This window comes from Hoylesella timonensis S9-PR14 (genome assembly GCF_000762405.1).
Taxonomy (GTDB): domain Bacteria; phylum Bacteroidota; class Bacteroidia; order Bacteroidales; family Bacteroidaceae; genus Prevotella; species Prevotella timonensis_A.
This window is the reverse complement of the sequence record NZ_JRPQ01000065.1, coordinates 22,547-38,317: the sequence shown is the minus strand read 5'-3', so window position 1 is coordinate 38,317 and position 15,771 is coordinate 22,547. Positions and strand designations below refer to the sequence as shown.

Here is a 15,771-nt window from a genome sequence, read left to right as displayed (position 1 = left end):
TTTTTCTCTCATGGTTTTTCTTTGAGAGAAAAATAGAATTCTTTTCACTCTTATGTTCAAATCCTATCGTTCTTTTGTCTAAAAGCTGTATCTTTGCAACAGCTAACTATGTTGATAGACTTATGGAACAGAAACTTTTTGTTTATAATACCCTGACACGTAAGAAGGAACTCTTTGAGCCTTTGCATGCCCCCAACGTTGGTATGTATGTGTGTGGCCCTACTGTTTATGGCGATCCGCACTTGGGACATGCCCGCCCGTCGATTACTTTTGACATCCTTTTCCGTTATCTCAAGCATCTTGGGTATAAGGTGCGCTACGTCCGTAATATTACTGATGTGGGGCATTTGGAACACGATGCCGACGAAGGTGACGACAAGATTGAGAAGAAAGCTCGCTTGGAACAGTTGGAACCCATGGAGATAGCGCAGCATTATACCAATCGTTACCATGCTGCTATGGAAGCCCTAAACGTGCTGCCTCCAAGCATTGAGCCACATGCCACAGGTCACATCATAGAGCAAGAGGAACTGGTAAAGCAGATTCTTGCCAATGGTTATGCTTACGAGAGCAACGGTTCGGTGTATTTTGATATTGAGAAATATAACAAAGATCATCACTATGGCATTCTTTCTGGGCGAAACTTGGACGATGTCATCAATAACAGTCGTGAGTTGGACGGTGTAGGCGAGAAGCGCAACCAAGTTGACTTTGCCCTTTGGAAGCGTGCCATGCCCGAACATATCATGCGTTGGCCCAGTCCTTGGAGCGATGGTTTCCCCGGCTGGCACTGTGAGTGTACTGCCATGGGACGTAAATATTTGGGTAATCATTTCGATATTCATGGTGGGGGAATGGACCTTGTCTTCCCACATCACGAATGTGAGATAGCGCAAGCTGTAGCCAGTCAAGGCGACCAGATGGTGCGCTATTGGATGCACAATAACATGATTACTATCAATGGGAAGAAGATGGGAAAGAGCTTGGGCAATTTCATCACGCTCGAACAGTTCTTTACAGGCGAGCATAATAGTTTGGAACAGCCCTATTCACCCATGACAATTCGGTTCTTCATCCTATCGGCTCACTACCGTGGAACGGTAGATTTTTCCAACGAGGCATTACAAGCAAGTCAAAAAGGTTTAGAGCGTTTGATGAATGGTGTACACGATTTGGAACGTTTGCAAGCATCGGCAACATCGGATGAGGCTACACATAAGTTTGTTGCCGAATTGCGCCAACAATGCTATGACGCCATGAATGATGATTTGCAAACACCAGTTGTCATTAGTAAGTTGTTCGAGGCGTGCCACATCATCAACACTTTGCTCGACCACACAGGCAGCATTGATCAAAAAGACTTAGACGAATTGAAAGAAGTGATGCACTTGTTTGCTTTCGACTTATTAGGACTTAAAAATGAGCAGGGCAACGACAACGATGCTCGTGAAGCAGCATACGGAAAGGTGGTAGACATGGTGCTTGAGTTAAGGGCAAAGGCTAAGCAGGCTAAAGATTGGGCTACCAGCGACCAAATACGTGATGCCTTGGCTGCTAATGGCTTCGAAGTGAAAGATACGAAGGATGGTGTAACGTGGAAATTGAATAGATAGTTTGTTGTTGGGCAACTTAAAAAAATCGGCATGACACCTCATGTAGCGTGTGATGCCGATTTATCTGTTATAGTTTTGCTTAGTTAATTAGCTGCATGCAATTCCCTAAGTAAAGGTAAAATAATATATTACACTGACAAACAATTAAATAATTACGAATTTATAGAATATTCCTACCACAGAACTACTTATGGAGTGTTTTATTTTTTTTGTAGCGGTGTTTAATGTAATAACCATATTTAGCTTTTTTATATGCGCTGATGAAAGTCATTACTATTGCAAATCCCGTAGAATAGGTAAGGGTGTGTTCAAATGGAGTCTCATAACCTAATAGGTAATCAAGCAAGAGTGAAACTATAAGATAAAAAAGAAAAGAACAAAGAGAAATTAAAATAACTTCTAATATTGTAAGTATTTTTCTTTTCATAGCATATAAATTTCTTTTCATAATAACGTTTAAAAGTTAATATGATATGCAAATATAGAAAAATAAAGAATAATGGCAAAGTATCTGCGGTTTTTTTTCAAATAAACAATAAAAATTTATCGATTAGCAGTTTAGTTTTTAACCTCTTCTCCAAACAGGGTTGCCGAGGTACTTCTCATGATGCGCACACGTACCGTTTCGCCGATGTGATGTTTGCCTTTGTCAAACACCACCATCTTGTTTTGCTCTGTTCTGCCACAGAGTTGCTCTCTGCTACGCTTGCTAAATCCCTCTACTAACACCTCAAACTCTTTGCCTTCATCCTTTTTATTAGAGATAGCACTCAGTTCGGTTTGTAGATGTATCATCTCATTGAGGCGTCGAATCTTCTCCTCCTCGGGTACATTGTCGGGCAAATGTTTCGAGGCGTAGGTGCCTGGTCGTTCAGAATACTTGAACATGAAGGCAGAGTCATAACCCACGGTGCGCATCAATTGGAGCGATAGTTGGTGGTCTTCTTCTGTCTCACCATGATAACCTACAAATATATCGGTAGAAATGCCGCAATCGGGAATGATACGTTGTATGGCGCGAATGCGATCCATATACCATTCCACTGTGTATTTGCGGTTCATCAGCTTTAGAATCTTGTTGCTGCCACTTTGTACTGGTAGGTGGATATGCTTGCATACATTGGGCTCTTCGGCAATGACGTGCAGGGTGTCGTCGCTCATGTCCTTGGGATGCGATGAGGTAAAACGGATACGAATATCGGGTACTTCATGGGCGACACGGCGCAACAGTTGCGGAAAGTCAATGGTGTGGGCAGCGATAGTCTCTCCATTGTCCAACTGTCGTTCGGGAATAGTGAAGCAATATGAGTTCACGTTTTGTCCTAAGAGTGTGATTTCCTTGTAATGCTTGTCGCGCAAATCACGCACCTCACGCAGGATGCTCTCGACATCTCTCGACCGTTCTCTGCCGCGCGTGTAAGGAACGATGCAATAATGACAAAAGTTATTGCAACCACGCATAATGCTCACAAAGCCACTCACTTTGCCTATCATCAGGCGTTGAGGCACTACATCCTTGTAGGTCTCTGTTTTTGAAAGCTCAATATCAATAGCCTTGTTGCCTGTCTCGGCTTGCGCCATCATGTCGGGCAAGTTCAGATACGAGTCAGGACCGCACACCAAGTCGGTATGGTGATTGTTCAACAAGTCGTCCTTCACACGCTCTGCCATACAGCCTAACACACCTAAAATGAGATTTCTACCTTTCTTGCGTTCTGCATGCAAGGCATCTAAGCGGTTGTATATTTTGTTCTCAGCGTTCTCGCGGACACTACATGTATTTAAGAAGATAGCGTCAGCCTCTTCTTCTTGTTCGCAAAGTTCGTAGCCAGCCATTTGCATAACCGATGCTACAACCTCACTGTCAGCCACATTCATTTGGCATCCATACGTCTCTATAAAGAGTTTTTTCATTGTCTTTGTCATTAGGGTACAAAGGTACAAAATAATTTTGATATGGTTGTATTCAGTATTTGGTACTTCTCTACTATGATTTCTAAAGAAATTCATGCTGAATTATCTTTACAAGTGCCTCTCCATAATTCGCGTATTTGTCAGCAAGTGGGGAAGTGGTGCTGAATATGCGAGTATTGGAGAAGTTTGTTCTTGCTTGATAATCAGTAAGTTAGTTGTTTCGTCGGTTTCTCGTGCCACCTAAAGCAATGCTTTAAGCCCATTAACTCATGGAGGTAACACCGTTAGATGGTGTTTTCAGTAGTGTTATAAACACGAGATAGCGCCATTAAGTGCATGTTTTAGCAGATTTTGTTCATAAAAACAGGAAAAATGACTCCTTATTTTACATCAAATAGCCCATTTTTTTGTGTAGAATGAGGAGTGTAGAAGTGTTAAATTTCAGTCATTTTTTAGGACAAAAGTGCATGTAGAGTTACCCCTTCATGTTCCGACTGATATACATTAAAAAATAGTAAAACATCACTCCTGTGATGAGACCTGCAACGGCATCAATGGCATAATGTGCCTGAATGTACACGGTCGCCATACACAAAAAGAGGTAAAAAGGAAGCATGATGTAGAGCAACATCCTATTTTTGGTATGTCCTATGAGCAGGAGACAGATGGTAGAAATGCCTACGTGTGAACTGGGAAAGGCGGCTGTGGGACGCTCGCCAGCGGCTTTGGCATCCTCTACAAGATGATAAAAGAAGCCCTCGTGGTATCCCGGACTGGGCAAACAGTCTTGGTGAAAGTTGAAATAATCGTACATCGGAGGGAAGACTCCTTTTGCTGCTTGTTCAAGTCCGATGGCTTTGAAATAAAAGGTAGGACCGACAACGGGCAGTAATACATAAATGGCATAAAAGAGAAAGAACGAGGCAGTGAGGACAAAGGCACTTCGCTGGAACTCTTTTCGGTGAAAACACAAGTAGAAAAGAGGCACAGCTGCTACCATGGGGTAGTACGAAGCATAACCCATATCCATCAATTCGCTGATGATGGGCGAGGAGCAGTGTTGCGCAAAAGCCAGTGCAGGTTGCATCCCGAAGAGTTGTTGCTCCCAAGTGGCGAAGAGATGATCAAGGTTTGGAAGTACTCTGTTAAGCTCGTAGGTGTCGGGATACCACCACACTAACAACCCCATTTGTACGAAGGAGCGTATCACCTTGATGAACCGACAGGGCAATAAGCGGTAGACTCCCCATAAAGCCATGGTAATAATGGCAATTTGGACACGCCCTATGAGCATTGACTGTGGGTTCACCAACTTGGTATAAGTCAACAAAATCATGAGAAACGTAAATCCCATGTAAAGAAACATAGCCCACTCTATGGGTAACAGTCCACGTACGGGTTTCTTTTCTCGTGTGAAAAAGTCAGAAATGAAATAGTTCATTTTGATTCAGTTCTTTAAGATAAGCAGGAAAAGGGGGCTATAACCATTGATTTTCCCGATACCATTTAATCGTTTGAGGCACACCATCGGACAGTGGATAATGTGGGTGATACCCCAATTCGTCCATGGTTGGTTCTATGTTACAGCGCCAGTTGCGTTGGCGTATGATGTTATATTTGTCTTTGTTCAGCGTCGTTGCCTTGCCTGTGTATTTTCCCAAGTATTCACAAAGATTGGCAATGAGGCGCAATAACCATATCGGTGCATGTAGGTGTAGACACCATGGATTGCCCAATTCCTTTCTGATAAGGTCGTTGAACGCATTAGATTGGTACACTTTCCCATCTGTAATGAAGTATTTACGACCATTCATACCTCTGTCCAAAGCTAAAAAAACGGCTTGAACCACATCAAGAACGTAAACGAAAGTGAGGTCTTGACGTTGAAAGCCTACTGAAAAATCTATGTGATTTTTGATGCTTTTGGCGACCAAATAATAATCTTTTTCGCGTGGACCATAAATGCCTGTAGGCCGTAGAATGACGTATGGGAAATCGTTTCCAATGCGGTCAAGATACTGTTCGGCTGCTAATTTGCTTTTGCCGTAGTGGGTATTGGGCTTTGGAACATCGTCTTCGTTGATTTCATGATAGGGCATCGTGTCCTTGATGGCACCAAATACGCCTAATGAACTGAGGTAGATGAACCGTTTCATGGGCATGCGAAGTTGGAGGAGGGCATCAACAAGGTGTTTTGTCCCTTCGGTGTTTACCTTGAAAAAATCTTCTGCATGCACGCTCTTCGTAATTCCTGCGGCATGTACCACATAGTCAAACGCATAATCTTTGAGTTGTTTGACCAATGTTTCGGTAGATGATAGGTCGAGTGTAAGAAAATGGATACGCTTGTCTTGGAGGTATTCACGTGAAGAAGAAGGCCTCACAGCCGCCCATACCTCCATACCTCGTTGTAAGGCTTCGCTAACAATAAAACTGCCAACAAAACCACTTGCACCCGTAATAAGAATATTCATCAATAAATATAATTAAGGTGCAAAGTTACAGAAATATCTTCGAAACCCAAATTTAATGCAAAATATTCGATACAAAACGGTGCGTTATCAATTCTTTTTTGTTAATTTGCAATTATCATTATAAAACACAAAACGTTATGGGAAAAGGAAAAAAAGGTGGAAAACGAATGTCAAAGAAACAGTTAAGTGAAAAACTGGAAGGCTTCTTCTCTACACAGCCGGGGAAAACCTTTGGTTTGAAGGACATCTTTCGCTCGTTGAGATTAGACACACATCCTTTGAAAATGTTGGCTATTGACATCATGGAAGAGATGGCGTGGGATGACTTTTTGACCAAAGTGTCTGACAACTCTTATCGTCTCAACGAGATGGGGCAGATTTTGGAAGGTGTTTTTCGCCGCAAAGGGAATGGTAAGAATTCGTTTATCCCAGACGAAAGTGATAAGCCCATCTTTGTCCCAGAACGTAATTCTATGTCTGCTTTGAACGGTGACCGTGTAAAAGTCTCGCTCTTAGCACGTCGGGAAAGGCACATCAGAGAAGCACAAGTCATTGAAATATTATCGCGAGCACGCGATCAGTTCGTTGGGAAATTGCGCGTAGAGAAGGATATTGCTTATCTTGTCACGCAAGAAAATTTGTTTGTACACGACATTTTGATTCCAAAGAGTAAGCTCAAGGGAGGAAAAAATAATGAGAAAGTGGTGGTGAAAGTAACCAAATGGCCCGATCCAGAGCATAAGAACATTGTGGGACAAGTAGTGGACATCTTGGGTGATACTGGTGACAACGATGCTGAGATGAATACAATCTTAGCGCAATATGGCTTGCCTTATAAGTATCCTAAAGCTGTAGAGCAGGCTGCTGATAAGATTTCAGGCGACATATCTCAAGCAGAATTGCAGACTCGGGAGGACTTTCGAGACGTCTTTACCTGTACCATAGACCCCAAAGATGCCAAGGATTTTGATGATGCACTGTCTATACGGAAGTTAAGTAGAGGCATGTGGGAGGTCGGCATTCATATCGCAGACGTCACACATTATGTGAAAGAAGGCTCTATCATCGATAGGGAAGCACAAAAGCGTGCCACTTCAGTCTATTTGGTCGACCGTACTATTCCAATGCTCCCAGAACGATTGTGTAACTATATCTGTTCGCTTCGACCCAATGAGGAGAAACTTTGTTATAGTGTCATCGTGAATATGGATGAGCAAGGTGTGGTAGCAAACACTCGGATAGTGCATACCGTCATAAAAAGTAATCATCGCTATGCCTACGAAGAGGTGCAACAACTTCTTGAAGAGAATGGAGTTAAGGATGGAACAGGGCAGTCTGCTCCCCAACCACGCAATGGTAAATATGTAGGAGAAAATGCCGAAGAGCTTATCATGCTCGATAAATTGGCAAAGAAGTTGCGTGAGGCAAGATTTAAGAATGATGCAGTGAAGTTTGATAGTGAAGAACTTCACTTTGATATAGACGAGACAGGAAAGCCCATCAGATGTTATTTTAAGCGCTCGAAGGATGCCAACAAGCTGATTGAGGAGTTTATGTTGTTAGCGAATCGCACGGTGGCAGAGAGCGTGGGAAAGGTAAAGAAAGGCAAGAAATCAAAGACATTGCCTTATCGTGTGCATGATGTGCCAGACCCACAGAAGCTTGAAAACCTAAAAGACTTTGTTGTTAAATTCGGCTATAAGGTGAAAACAGAAGGTACAAAAGGCGAGATGGCACGCAGTCTCAATAAACTTATGGACGCTGTAGAGGGTAAAGACGAGCAGAAGTTGGTACAGACGGTGGCATTAAGGGCGATGATGAAGGCAAAATACACCATTCATAACATAGGACACTTTGGGTTGGCTTTCCCTTATTATACCCATTTTACGTCTCCAATTCGTCGTTATCCAGACATGATGGTGCATCGGTTGTTAACCCGATATGCGCAAGGTGGACGGAGTGCCAACAAGGAATATTACGAAGAACTGTGTGAGCATAGTTCGGAGATGGAACAAATTGCTGCCAATGCAGAGCGTGATTCTATCAAATATAAAATGGTAGAATTTATGGGAGAGCATCTCGGCGAAGTGTTTGATGCACACATCAGTGGCATTCAGAATTATGGTATCTATTGTGAAATTGATGAAAATCACTGCGAAGGGTTAGTGCCCATACGCGATTTGGATGATGACTATTATGATTTTGATGAAAAGAATTATCTATTAGTAGGACGTAGACATCATCATAAATATCAGTTGGGAGATGCCATTCGCATTAAGGTTGCACAGGCTAACCTTGAGAAACGGCAACTCGATTTCACGATTGTAAAATAGTTGTTCATCAATAAAAGTAGGGCTACTTGCCGTCAACAGTGGGGGATGAAAATAGCTTTCGAGTAGGTGAATGTTTACCACACCGACAGTCAGCTCATGATAATAAAGCGGCAGTAATTTCAGTGAGATAACATGAAGTATATAGATAAACATTTAATGGAAGGTGAACAGGTTGTTTACATTCCGCAGTTGCACTCTTCTCTCTATTGGGGAGCATTGTCTTGGGCTGTTTTCGGAATCGTTATCATGGTGTTTCCTACCGACGGAACACTCTTCAAAATTCAGTTGTCAGCAAGTCTTATCCTGATTCTGATCAGTGTTCTGAAGTGCATAAAGATGTACGGAGGCCGTCAATATGTACTCACTAACCGTAGAATTATTGCCAAAAAGGGGTTGGTGCAGCGTGACTCACTTGAACTCTTGTTGCGCAAATGTGAAGGTGTACAGATAAGACAGAGTGTCTTGGGACGCATCTTTGACTATGGAACAGTAATAGTAACCACGGGAGAAGCCACCAACTACTTTGAATACATCAAGAATCCAATTGCGTTTAGTAGTGCTATCAATCAAATGATAGACTCATTAAAGTCGTTTGAATAAATCTTTCATCGGCAGATAGAAGATGTTGGTTCTGTCTGCCGATGATAGGAAAGAGAAAGAAAATCTTTGTGGATATACGTTTCTTTATGCGCTCTCGTTGATGAAATGTGCTATTTCATCAAGGGAGTGTGCTATCTTTATTTGTTGGTGATAGTCGCCTCTAATCATTCCTTTTTGTGTCAAATCATCCAGTAGGGCAATGAGCGAATCCCAAAATCCATTGATGTTATATAAGATAACAACGTGATGGTGGTAGCCAATAGAATGTGCAGAAACGATAGAGAATATCTCGTCAAGGGTGCCAACACCGCCAGGAAGTGCTATTGAAATGTCACTTTGCGCAAGCATCAGCTCTTTTCTGTCACTTAAGTTGTCGCAGGGAATTTCTATGTCGACGGCATCTGACACCTTTCCATTCTTTTCAATGATGGACGGAATGACCCCAATTGTTCTGCCACCTCTTTGGTGTACTGCCTTGGCAATACAATCCATGAGTCCTAAGTTGCATCCGCCAAACACCAAGTCGTGGTGCTCTTCAGCCATCCAGTTGCCTAACTCTTGCGTTCTTTCAAAGTAAACAGGGTCAATGTGGTCGTTGGCGGAACAGAAAACTGCAATTTTCATATTGTCTTTTGTTGTAGATGAGATGCTGAAAGGAATTTCCTTATGGTCTCTTGGTGTTTTTACAATTTCATAAATTCACTGTGGATACGTTCCGCAATAGTAGTGAATTCTTCTTCAGAAAAGATGATTCCCTTTTTATGGAAATCAACATCGCCCTCATTATCCATAGGGATGAGGTGGATATGCGCATGCGGCACCTCCAAACCTAAAACGACTTGAGCCACTTTCTTGCATGGATAAGCACTCTTAATAGCCTTAGCTACCTTTTTCGCAAACACTTGGAAAGCAGCTAACTCCTCATCTTCCATGTCAAAAATATAATCAACTTCACGACGTGGAATGACTAATGTATGCCCTTCTTTCAAGGGATTGATGTCTAAAAATGCATAAAATTGAGCATCTTCTGCACATTTATAGCTTGGAATTTCACCAGCAGCAATTTTTGAAAATATATCCATAAGTCATCAAATTTATTCAATAGAAATGTTGTCAATACGTAGATGAATGGTGCCAGCTGGAATCTTTATTTCAACTTCATCACCCACCTTCTTGTTTAATAATCCTTGTGCAATAGGAGTCTTGATAGAGATTTTCCCTGCTTTCAAATCCGCTTCGCTTTCACTTACAATGGTGTAAGTCATTTTAGATTTGGTTTTTAGATTGGTCATCTCTACCTTTGACAGAATCTGAACCATGTTAGCACTCAACCGAGAGACGTCTACTATCTTTGCTTCTGCAATGGTCAGCTTCATTTTGTTAATCTTATCTTCAAGGTGAGCTTGTGCTTCTTTAGCAGCATCGTATTCAGAATTCTCACTTAAGTCTCCCTTATCACGCGCCTCTGCAATGGCAGCTGATGCCTTTGGGCGCTCGATAGACTCGAGCCTATTAAGCTCGGCTACAAGATTGTCGTAGCCTTCTTGCGACATGTAAGCCATAACGTTATAAGTATTTTTGTTATTAATTGTTTTCCGTGAGGAATATAAAACAAAGAATTCCGACAATCAACTTATGTGTCGGAATTCTCTTTCCTCAGATTTCTTATATTTATTTCTTTTTGCAAAGATAGCGATTCTTTTTCAATTAACAAGTATTTTCACATTAATTATTATACATCGAAACAGCTTTGAAATGCAATAAAAAAGTCATAATGATTGATTTATATCAAGAAAACAATACTTTTTGGTATTTGTTTGCGTAAACAGTTGATAATATTATAGCAATCCTTTATCTTTGCATCGTGTTTTTCATAGTATTAGATTTAAGGTTAACAAAGATTGGGACTCAGCGGAGTCCTTTTTTTATGCCCATACGTTATTGACGATACTGATAGAAAGCCCATTTGTTTACTATCCTTGGAAACGTAATCAAATTTCTCTTGTTTGTTAAAATATTTCGTATTTTAAGGCTCCAAAATTTGAATATTTAGAATCAAACAGTTAGTTGGTCTCAAATACGCTAAAAATATAAAGTGTTGATACACAGGTGTTTGTTAAATTCGCGTGCTCTTTACATTGCTTAAAGCATTGAGATAGGGTGATTAAGTCATTACTTCAAGGCAACAACTCCATGTAGATTTCCATCCAAAAGAGTGCTTTTAGGTGCGTTAATGAGTTGTTTTAACTCAAAAACATGGCAAAAATTGGTTGGAAAGATGCACTTTCGGACTGGTTTTCTTTCTAAAATCAAAAAAATAAAAAACGCGATTTGTCAAGATAATTCACAGTTTTACGACTTGCCGATGCTGTGACTTTTTTCTGTTCACCCGCTCTTTCACGCATGCTGGTATAACACCTCGAATACTGTTGATGAAAGCGAGACCACAAAAAAAGCAACCATTTCTGGTTGCTTGATAAGTTTTCCTTTTGCTGAAAGGAGTTCGACTTACAAACCGAACTTGTAACCCAATGTTACTTGGAATACACTGTTTTTTGCTTTTCCGTTCTCCCATGCTTTGGTAATACCCCAGTTGTAACGTCCGTCAATGAAGACATTGGCAAACTCGTATGAAACACCTACAGGCATAGAGAAGTCAAACGTTTTGTTATTATAGTCGTTCTTGCCCACTAAGAATGCAGGTTGAACACCTAATTTTACAGCCAATCCTGGTACAACATATACGTTAGCCATCACAGGAACATTGATGTAGCCTAAATCCAGCTTAGTATCTTTCTTCTCAAATTCTTTACCAAGGAAATTTAATTTAATGCCGTCATTGAACTTTACACCTTGCTGTGCATACATAGCACCTGCAGAAAGGCTTACAATGTCAGTAAGCTGATACTCTAATTCTGCACCTGCAACAAATCCAACCTTCATCTTGGTGTTATCAAACTCGGTCATGGTAGCACCCGTTACACCTACTTGAGGTTTCAAAGACAGTGAACCTACTTCATTTTGTGCAAAAGCACCTACAGACGATAGCAGTACTACTGCCATTAAAATCATTTTTTTCATCTTCAATCTTTTTTACAATTAAATACTTTACCTAATTATATTAGAATAATAATTTACATTTCCTTTGTAATTGTTCGCTGGCAAATATAGGCTTAAATATGCGATAGGCAAGCATTAGCCCTTGTCTTTTATGGTAAAAAAATATTATTACAAATTTATTAACGCAAATGATGAGGGATCTGCTCTAAAAGAGCTTTGAACAAAGGATTGGCAGATAAAATGGGCTGATTGCCTAAAATGATAAGCTGTTTGCGTGCGCGCGTTATCGCTACATTCAACTTCCTGTCAATCAGTTTGTCGTCCTCATAAAAACTATTGGACGTGAGAAAATCTAATTGATATCGGTGCTGGACAGTGAACGAATAGATGATGATGTCTCGTTGGCTGCCTTGATATCGCTCTACGGTGTCGATGCACACGTCTTTCAGTGCCGTGTTGCCCGTCTTCTCTATCTCCTGTCGTATCATTGCAATCTGGTTACGATACGGCACAATAACGCCCACAGTGCGTAAAGGGTCAAAGTTTTTTTGTGTCAATGTATAGATGCGGTTCAGCAAATCTGCCACTTTCTGCGCTTCGTCGATATTCACTTTGTCCGATTTCCCCATGGTTTCATTCTTTTTAGAGGCATAGTAGAGCAGCCGATGCTGTACCAGTTGTTGGTCTGTCTCATCCTTAGGCTTGCCCAAGTAACCAATATCAACCGCCAATTGGTGAGGGAGTGGTACGGGTTGTAGCTGCTCTTTGAAGTAAAACATGCGGTTGGGGAAAGCCGAAAGTTCAGGATGCATTCTTCCCTGTTTGTGCAGTATGCCCGTGAAGTCGGTTCGCCCTTGTTGCTCTTCCCAATGTATGAGACGTTCAAAAAGCGAGTTGCGACAGTTGGAAAGTCCGATGGAAAGTAGTTCAGGGACGTCTACCTTTGACTCCTCTTCACTTTGTTGAACAACGGCAGGTAATTGTTTATAATCGCCAATGAGAATAAATTTGTCGATGCTGGGTTTGTTCCCCTCGTTCGATGTTGTGGCATTTGCAGTAGAACAATGATGCGCCAAGATACCGATGAGGTTGGGTTCGAGTATCTGACTGGCTTCATCAATGATGGCTAAGCTAAAATGCTTCAAGGCAAAGATGAAGGGTTTGTGCATCATCATTGAGGTGGTGCTGACAATGATGCGTGTATGTTCAAGTCGTCTTTGCAGGTCGGTGAGCTTTGTATAGTGTTTAATGGCTTGTCCCAAAAGATGAGATGTGAAGCGTGGCTCACAGCTAAATTCGTTGCCCAAACGCAAATAATCAAGGTCAGCACTTGTCAACATACTGCAAATTTCATCAACCGCTCTATTCGTGTACGCCATTAGTAGCAAGTTAGTACCTGAACAGGCTAACTCTTCTTCCACCATATAGCGCAGTGCCATGGATGTCTTACCCGTGCCAGGAGGTCCAACTAATAAGAAATAGTCGCATGCCTGTTTCGCCTGAAGCAACACACTGTCATAATCAGGGTGATAACTTTTCGTCAGCGTTCTTGTTTTGTCAGCCTGTGGCTTGCGTTGACCAAGCAGCAAATTGCGTCTATCTTTATGCGTTGTCATCAGCGTGTGCAAGGCTTGAAAAGCAGAACTACCACTGGCGTCGGAGGCACTATGTTCCACCGCATACACCAAAGGCGTACGATGAGGATGTGTGTTCTCGTCACGATGAACAAAGAGGATATCTTCATTTTGTTGTGCATCGGCAAGATGGATCACGATTTCATGGGTTTTGATGTCTTTCATAAAGCCCTTAAATAGGATGCTTTGACGTACATCGGGTACGGCATCGGGATGATAACCATAGAGATATACCATGTCTCCACGTCTAAAGTTGGGCAAGAACTCTGCACCTTGGTCGGGTACAGAGAGCGTGATTTCATCAAAACCTCGTTGTCCTGTCCGTGTTTTCTTGGTGATGTGTAGCCCAGTGTAGATGTTCCCCATTTCTCTTTTTTCACTCAGAGGCATGCTCCACAAGTCGGCATTGCTGCGCCCATTGCCATCGGTAGACCCCGCTTTCGAAATGAGTTGTTCTTTCAAGACAAATGTCATCATTCTACAGAAATACGCTTTTTCAAGCGAATACATCTCCTGCAGTGGTTGCGTAATGGCTTTTACCTGAGGCAACAGGTAGCGATTGTAGAAGAATGTGTCGTTTTTTGCGGTGTTCAGCGTCTGTGCATTCAACTGGTTTAGCATGTCGCCAAAGCCGCTGACAGCATTGTTTATGTCGGTAGCCACAATAAGATTGCGGAGCTTGATGGTCTCTTGGAGCAACATGTCCAATCTGGCAACAGAAAGCAAACCAGCAGGGAGTGGATATTTAGAATACAACAAAAAAATCTGGGTTGCACTGTTGGACAGTTGAAAATTGTATTTCAGCACACCAGCATATAGTAACGCCTGAACATAATGCGATTCAACGTGCTGCGTACCATGTGCGTTGCGGCGGTTGTATTCTAAGTTCATATTCTTTCCCGACTTCTGTTCTACTAACAATCGGAAGTCTGTTGTCATCAAGTCTACACGTCCCTGAATGCCTAAGGTCTCACAAACAAATGACGGTTCCAATATAGCATGGCTGCGCTGATAGGTCTTGAAGAGTTCCGTGACAATCTGTTGCATATTCTGCGCTTGCTTGGCAGCATCGGTCTTGAACAGAGTTGGGTTGAGTGTGGTGCAGGTGCAGTACTCCAAAGCCTTTTCTTGATAGTTCTCTTTCAAGGTCTCCGTCAAACTAAACGGACGGTCTTGCTGTGCAAAAACCATATTGTCTAATGCGCACCCCGCAAAGTTTCCTAAAATGGTATGTTGCGTATTTGGCTTCTCCCTCATGCGATTTAGTGTATAGACGGCAGGGTGATGACCGTAATCTGTAAAACAAGCAGCGAGAGAACTAATATCAATGAGGCAATCGGGTTCTACAACAATCAGACGAGGTGTAATGAGATACTCTTCTATCTGGCAATCCAAAAGATTGAGTTGCATGCCAGTTCGCAAGATTTCTTGAAGATACGACATATCTGCAAACTGTTGTTTGCTTGCGTATTCCACTTGGAGGAGCTGTTCGTCCGTATCACCATCTGGCAGTACCCATATATACTGGTTGTCCCAGTGTCTCACAATGCAGCGGATATAGCGTTTGTCCAGTCGCAATCCTTTCTGTAACTCCTGCCCACGAGCGGGTAATTTTTCCACTAAAAAGGAGGGGATGGCTTCTCGAAACACCGCAGAGATAAATACACAAAGCGAACGAAGATCGTACAAAACATCCTCGGGCAATAAACGTGAACTGCTGTTCGAATGACGCCGCATCCTATGAATGGCGTGGGTGTCTTGGGCTGATATTTGCCATTGCGAGCAGAGACGGTCTACCCTTGCACGAAGGTCGCCAAAGCTGTAAGTACTGTTTCGTAAACCAGCAGCACACGTTAAGACCAAGGTTTCATGCATCATTTTATTGACAAGTGCAGGAGAGTGTTCATTCGTTTCAATGATTTTCCCCACTTGCTGATAAAGCTCTTTGGCTGTGATATAGGTATCTGTCTTGTTCATACATCAAAAGTTCACCTCCATGGTGTGCAAGTTAAATAGTGTTTCGTTTGCGTTCATCGTTCGCATGGAGTGCAAAGATAACCAAAAATATCTACTTCATCTTGGCATTATTCTTTCATTTTTGGTTATATTTGTGTGCAGGATAGCTGCAATCCTTACAATATAA

At 42.0% G+C, this 15,771-nt stretch carries 12 protein-coding genes; 3 read left to right on the top strand and 9 right to left on the bottom strand.

What is annotated here, in order from left to right; translation table 11 throughout:
- Positions 1-122: 122 nt before the first annotated feature.
- Positions 123-1,613: a cysteine--tRNA ligase gene (gene cysS, locus HMPREF9304_RS03330; RefSeq protein WP_036926417.1), complete on the top strand. Its 1,491-nt coding sequence runs from the start codon at positions 123-125 to the stop codon at positions 1,611-1,613.
- A gap of 184 nt (positions 1,614-1,797) precedes the next feature.
- Here the strand turns inward: cysS and HMPREF9304_RS14630 are convergent, their stop codons facing one another.
- From HMPREF9304_RS14630 to HMPREF9304_RS03310, 4 genes are all read right to left on the bottom strand, one after another.
- Entirely contained in the window at positions 1,798-2,061 is a 264-nt protein-coding gene (locus tag HMPREF9304_RS14630) for a hypothetical protein (RefSeq protein ID WP_036926416.1), read from the bottom strand.
- 110 nt (positions 2,062-2,171) lie between these two features.
- Positions 2,172-3,527: a tRNA (N6-isopentenyl adenosine(37)-C2)-methylthiotransferase MiaB gene (gene miaB / locus HMPREF9304_RS03320; protein ID WP_036926414.1), complete on the bottom strand. Its 1,356-nt coding sequence runs from the start codon at positions 3,525-3,527 to the stop codon at positions 2,172-2,174.
- Positions 3,528-4,002: 475 nt separating this feature from the next.
- Positions 4,003-4,968: a phosphatase PAP2 family protein gene (locus HMPREF9304_RS03315; protein ID WP_036926412.1), complete on the bottom strand. Its 966-nt coding sequence runs from the start codon at positions 4,966-4,968 to the stop codon at positions 4,003-4,005.
- A gap of 37 nt (positions 4,969-5,005) precedes the next feature.
- Positions 5,006-6,001 carry an NAD-dependent epimerase/dehydratase family protein gene (locus HMPREF9304_RS03310; protein WP_036926410.1) on the bottom strand — a complete coding sequence of 332 codons (996 nt, stop codon included), beginning with the start codon at positions 5,999-6,001 and terminating at the stop codon, positions 5,006-5,008.
- A 137-nt stretch (positions 6,002-6,138) separates the two neighbouring features.
- Here HMPREF9304_RS03310 and rnr point away from each other — a divergent pair, with 137 nt between their 5' ends.
- Together rnr and HMPREF9304_RS03300 are read left to right on the top strand one after the other, a co-directional pair.
- Positions 6,139-8,334 carry a ribonuclease R gene (gene rnr / locus HMPREF9304_RS03305; protein ID WP_036926408.1) on the top strand — a complete coding sequence of 732 codons (2,196 nt, stop codon included), beginning with the start codon at positions 6,139-6,141 and terminating at the stop codon, positions 8,332-8,334.
- 132 nt (positions 8,335-8,466) lie between these two features.
- Positions 8,467-8,934 carry a PH domain-containing protein gene (locus HMPREF9304_RS03300; protein WP_008123916.1) on the top strand — a complete coding sequence of 156 codons (468 nt, stop codon included), beginning with the start codon at positions 8,467-8,469 and terminating at the stop codon, positions 8,932-8,934.
- A gap of 84 nt (positions 8,935-9,018) precedes the next feature.
- Here HMPREF9304_RS03300 and HMPREF9304_RS03295 read toward each other — a convergent pair whose 3' ends face one another.
- The 5 genes from HMPREF9304_RS03295 to HMPREF9304_RS03275 form a co-directional block, all read right to left on the bottom strand.
- Positions 9,019-9,558: an LOG family protein gene (locus HMPREF9304_RS03295; protein ID WP_036926407.1), complete on the bottom strand. Its 540-nt coding sequence runs from the start codon at positions 9,556-9,558 to the stop codon at positions 9,019-9,021.
- Positions 9,559-9,617: 59 nt separating this feature from the next.
- Complete coding sequence (locus tag HMPREF9304_RS03290) at positions 9,618-10,016, bottom strand: HIT family protein (RefSeq protein WP_036926406.1); 399 nt, start codon at positions 10,014-10,016, stop codon at positions 9,618-9,620.
- A 12-nt stretch (positions 10,017-10,028) separates the two neighbouring features.
- Positions 10,029-10,496 (bottom strand): transcription elongation factor GreA, encoded by a 468-nt coding sequence (gene greA / locus HMPREF9304_RS03285; RefSeq protein ID WP_008123910.1) that lies wholly within the window; start codon positions 10,494-10,496, stop codon positions 10,029-10,031.
- A 946-nt stretch (positions 10,497-11,442) separates the two neighbouring features.
- Positions 11,443-12,015: a porin family protein gene (locus HMPREF9304_RS03280; protein ID WP_081953632.1), complete on the bottom strand. Its 573-nt coding sequence runs from the start codon at positions 12,013-12,015 to the stop codon at positions 11,443-11,445.
- A 158-nt stretch (positions 12,016-12,173) separates the two neighbouring features.
- Complete coding sequence (locus tag HMPREF9304_RS03275) at positions 12,174-15,605, bottom strand: DEAD/DEAH box helicase (protein ID WP_036926402.1); 3,432 nt, start codon at positions 15,603-15,605, stop codon at positions 12,174-12,176.
- Between the last annotated feature and the right edge of the window lie 166 nt (positions 15,606-15,771).

Coding starts and splice junctions, on each gene's coding strand:
- HMPREF9304_RS03310 (WP_036926410.1), bottom strand. CDS start 6,001: ATGAATATTCTTATTACGGGTGCAAGTGGTTTTGTTGGCAGTTTTATT.
- rnr (WP_036926408.1), top strand. CDS start 6,139: ATGGGAAAAGGAAAAAAAGGTGGAAAACGAATGTCAAAGAAACAGTTA.
- HMPREF9304_RS03280 (WP_081953632.1), bottom strand. CDS start 12,015: ATGAAAAAAATGATTTTAATGGCAGTAGTACTGCTATCGTCTGTAGGT.
- greA (WP_008123910.1), bottom strand. CDS start 10,496: ATGGCTTACATGTCGCAAGAAGGCTACGACAATCTTGTAGCCGAGCTT.
- HMPREF9304_RS03300 (WP_008123916.1), top strand. CDS start 8,467: ATGAAGTATATAGATAAACATTTAATGGAAGGTGAACAGGTTGTTTAC.
- miaB (WP_036926414.1), bottom strand. CDS start 3,527: ATGAAAAAACTCTTTATAGAGACGTATGGATGCCAAATGAATGTGGCT.
- HMPREF9304_RS03275 (WP_036926402.1), bottom strand. CDS start 15,605: ATGAACAAGACAGATACCTATATCACAGCCAAAGAGCTTTATCAGCAA.
- cysS (WP_036926417.1), top strand. CDS start 123: ATGGAACAGAAACTTTTTGTTTATAATACCCTGACACGTAAGAAGGAA.
- HMPREF9304_RS03315 (WP_036926412.1), bottom strand. CDS start 4,968: ATGAACTATTTCATTTCTGACTTTTTCACACGAGAAAAGAAACCCGTA.
- HMPREF9304_RS03295 (WP_036926407.1), bottom strand. CDS start 9,558: ATGAAAATTGCAGTTTTCTGTTCCGCCAACGACCACATTGACCCTGTT.
- HMPREF9304_RS03290 (WP_036926406.1), bottom strand. CDS start 10,016: ATGGATATATTTTCAAAAATTGCTGCTGGTGAAATTCCAAGCTATAAA.
- HMPREF9304_RS14630 (WP_036926416.1), bottom strand. CDS start 2,061: ATGAAAAGAAATTTATATGCTATGAAAAGAAAAATACTTACAATATTA.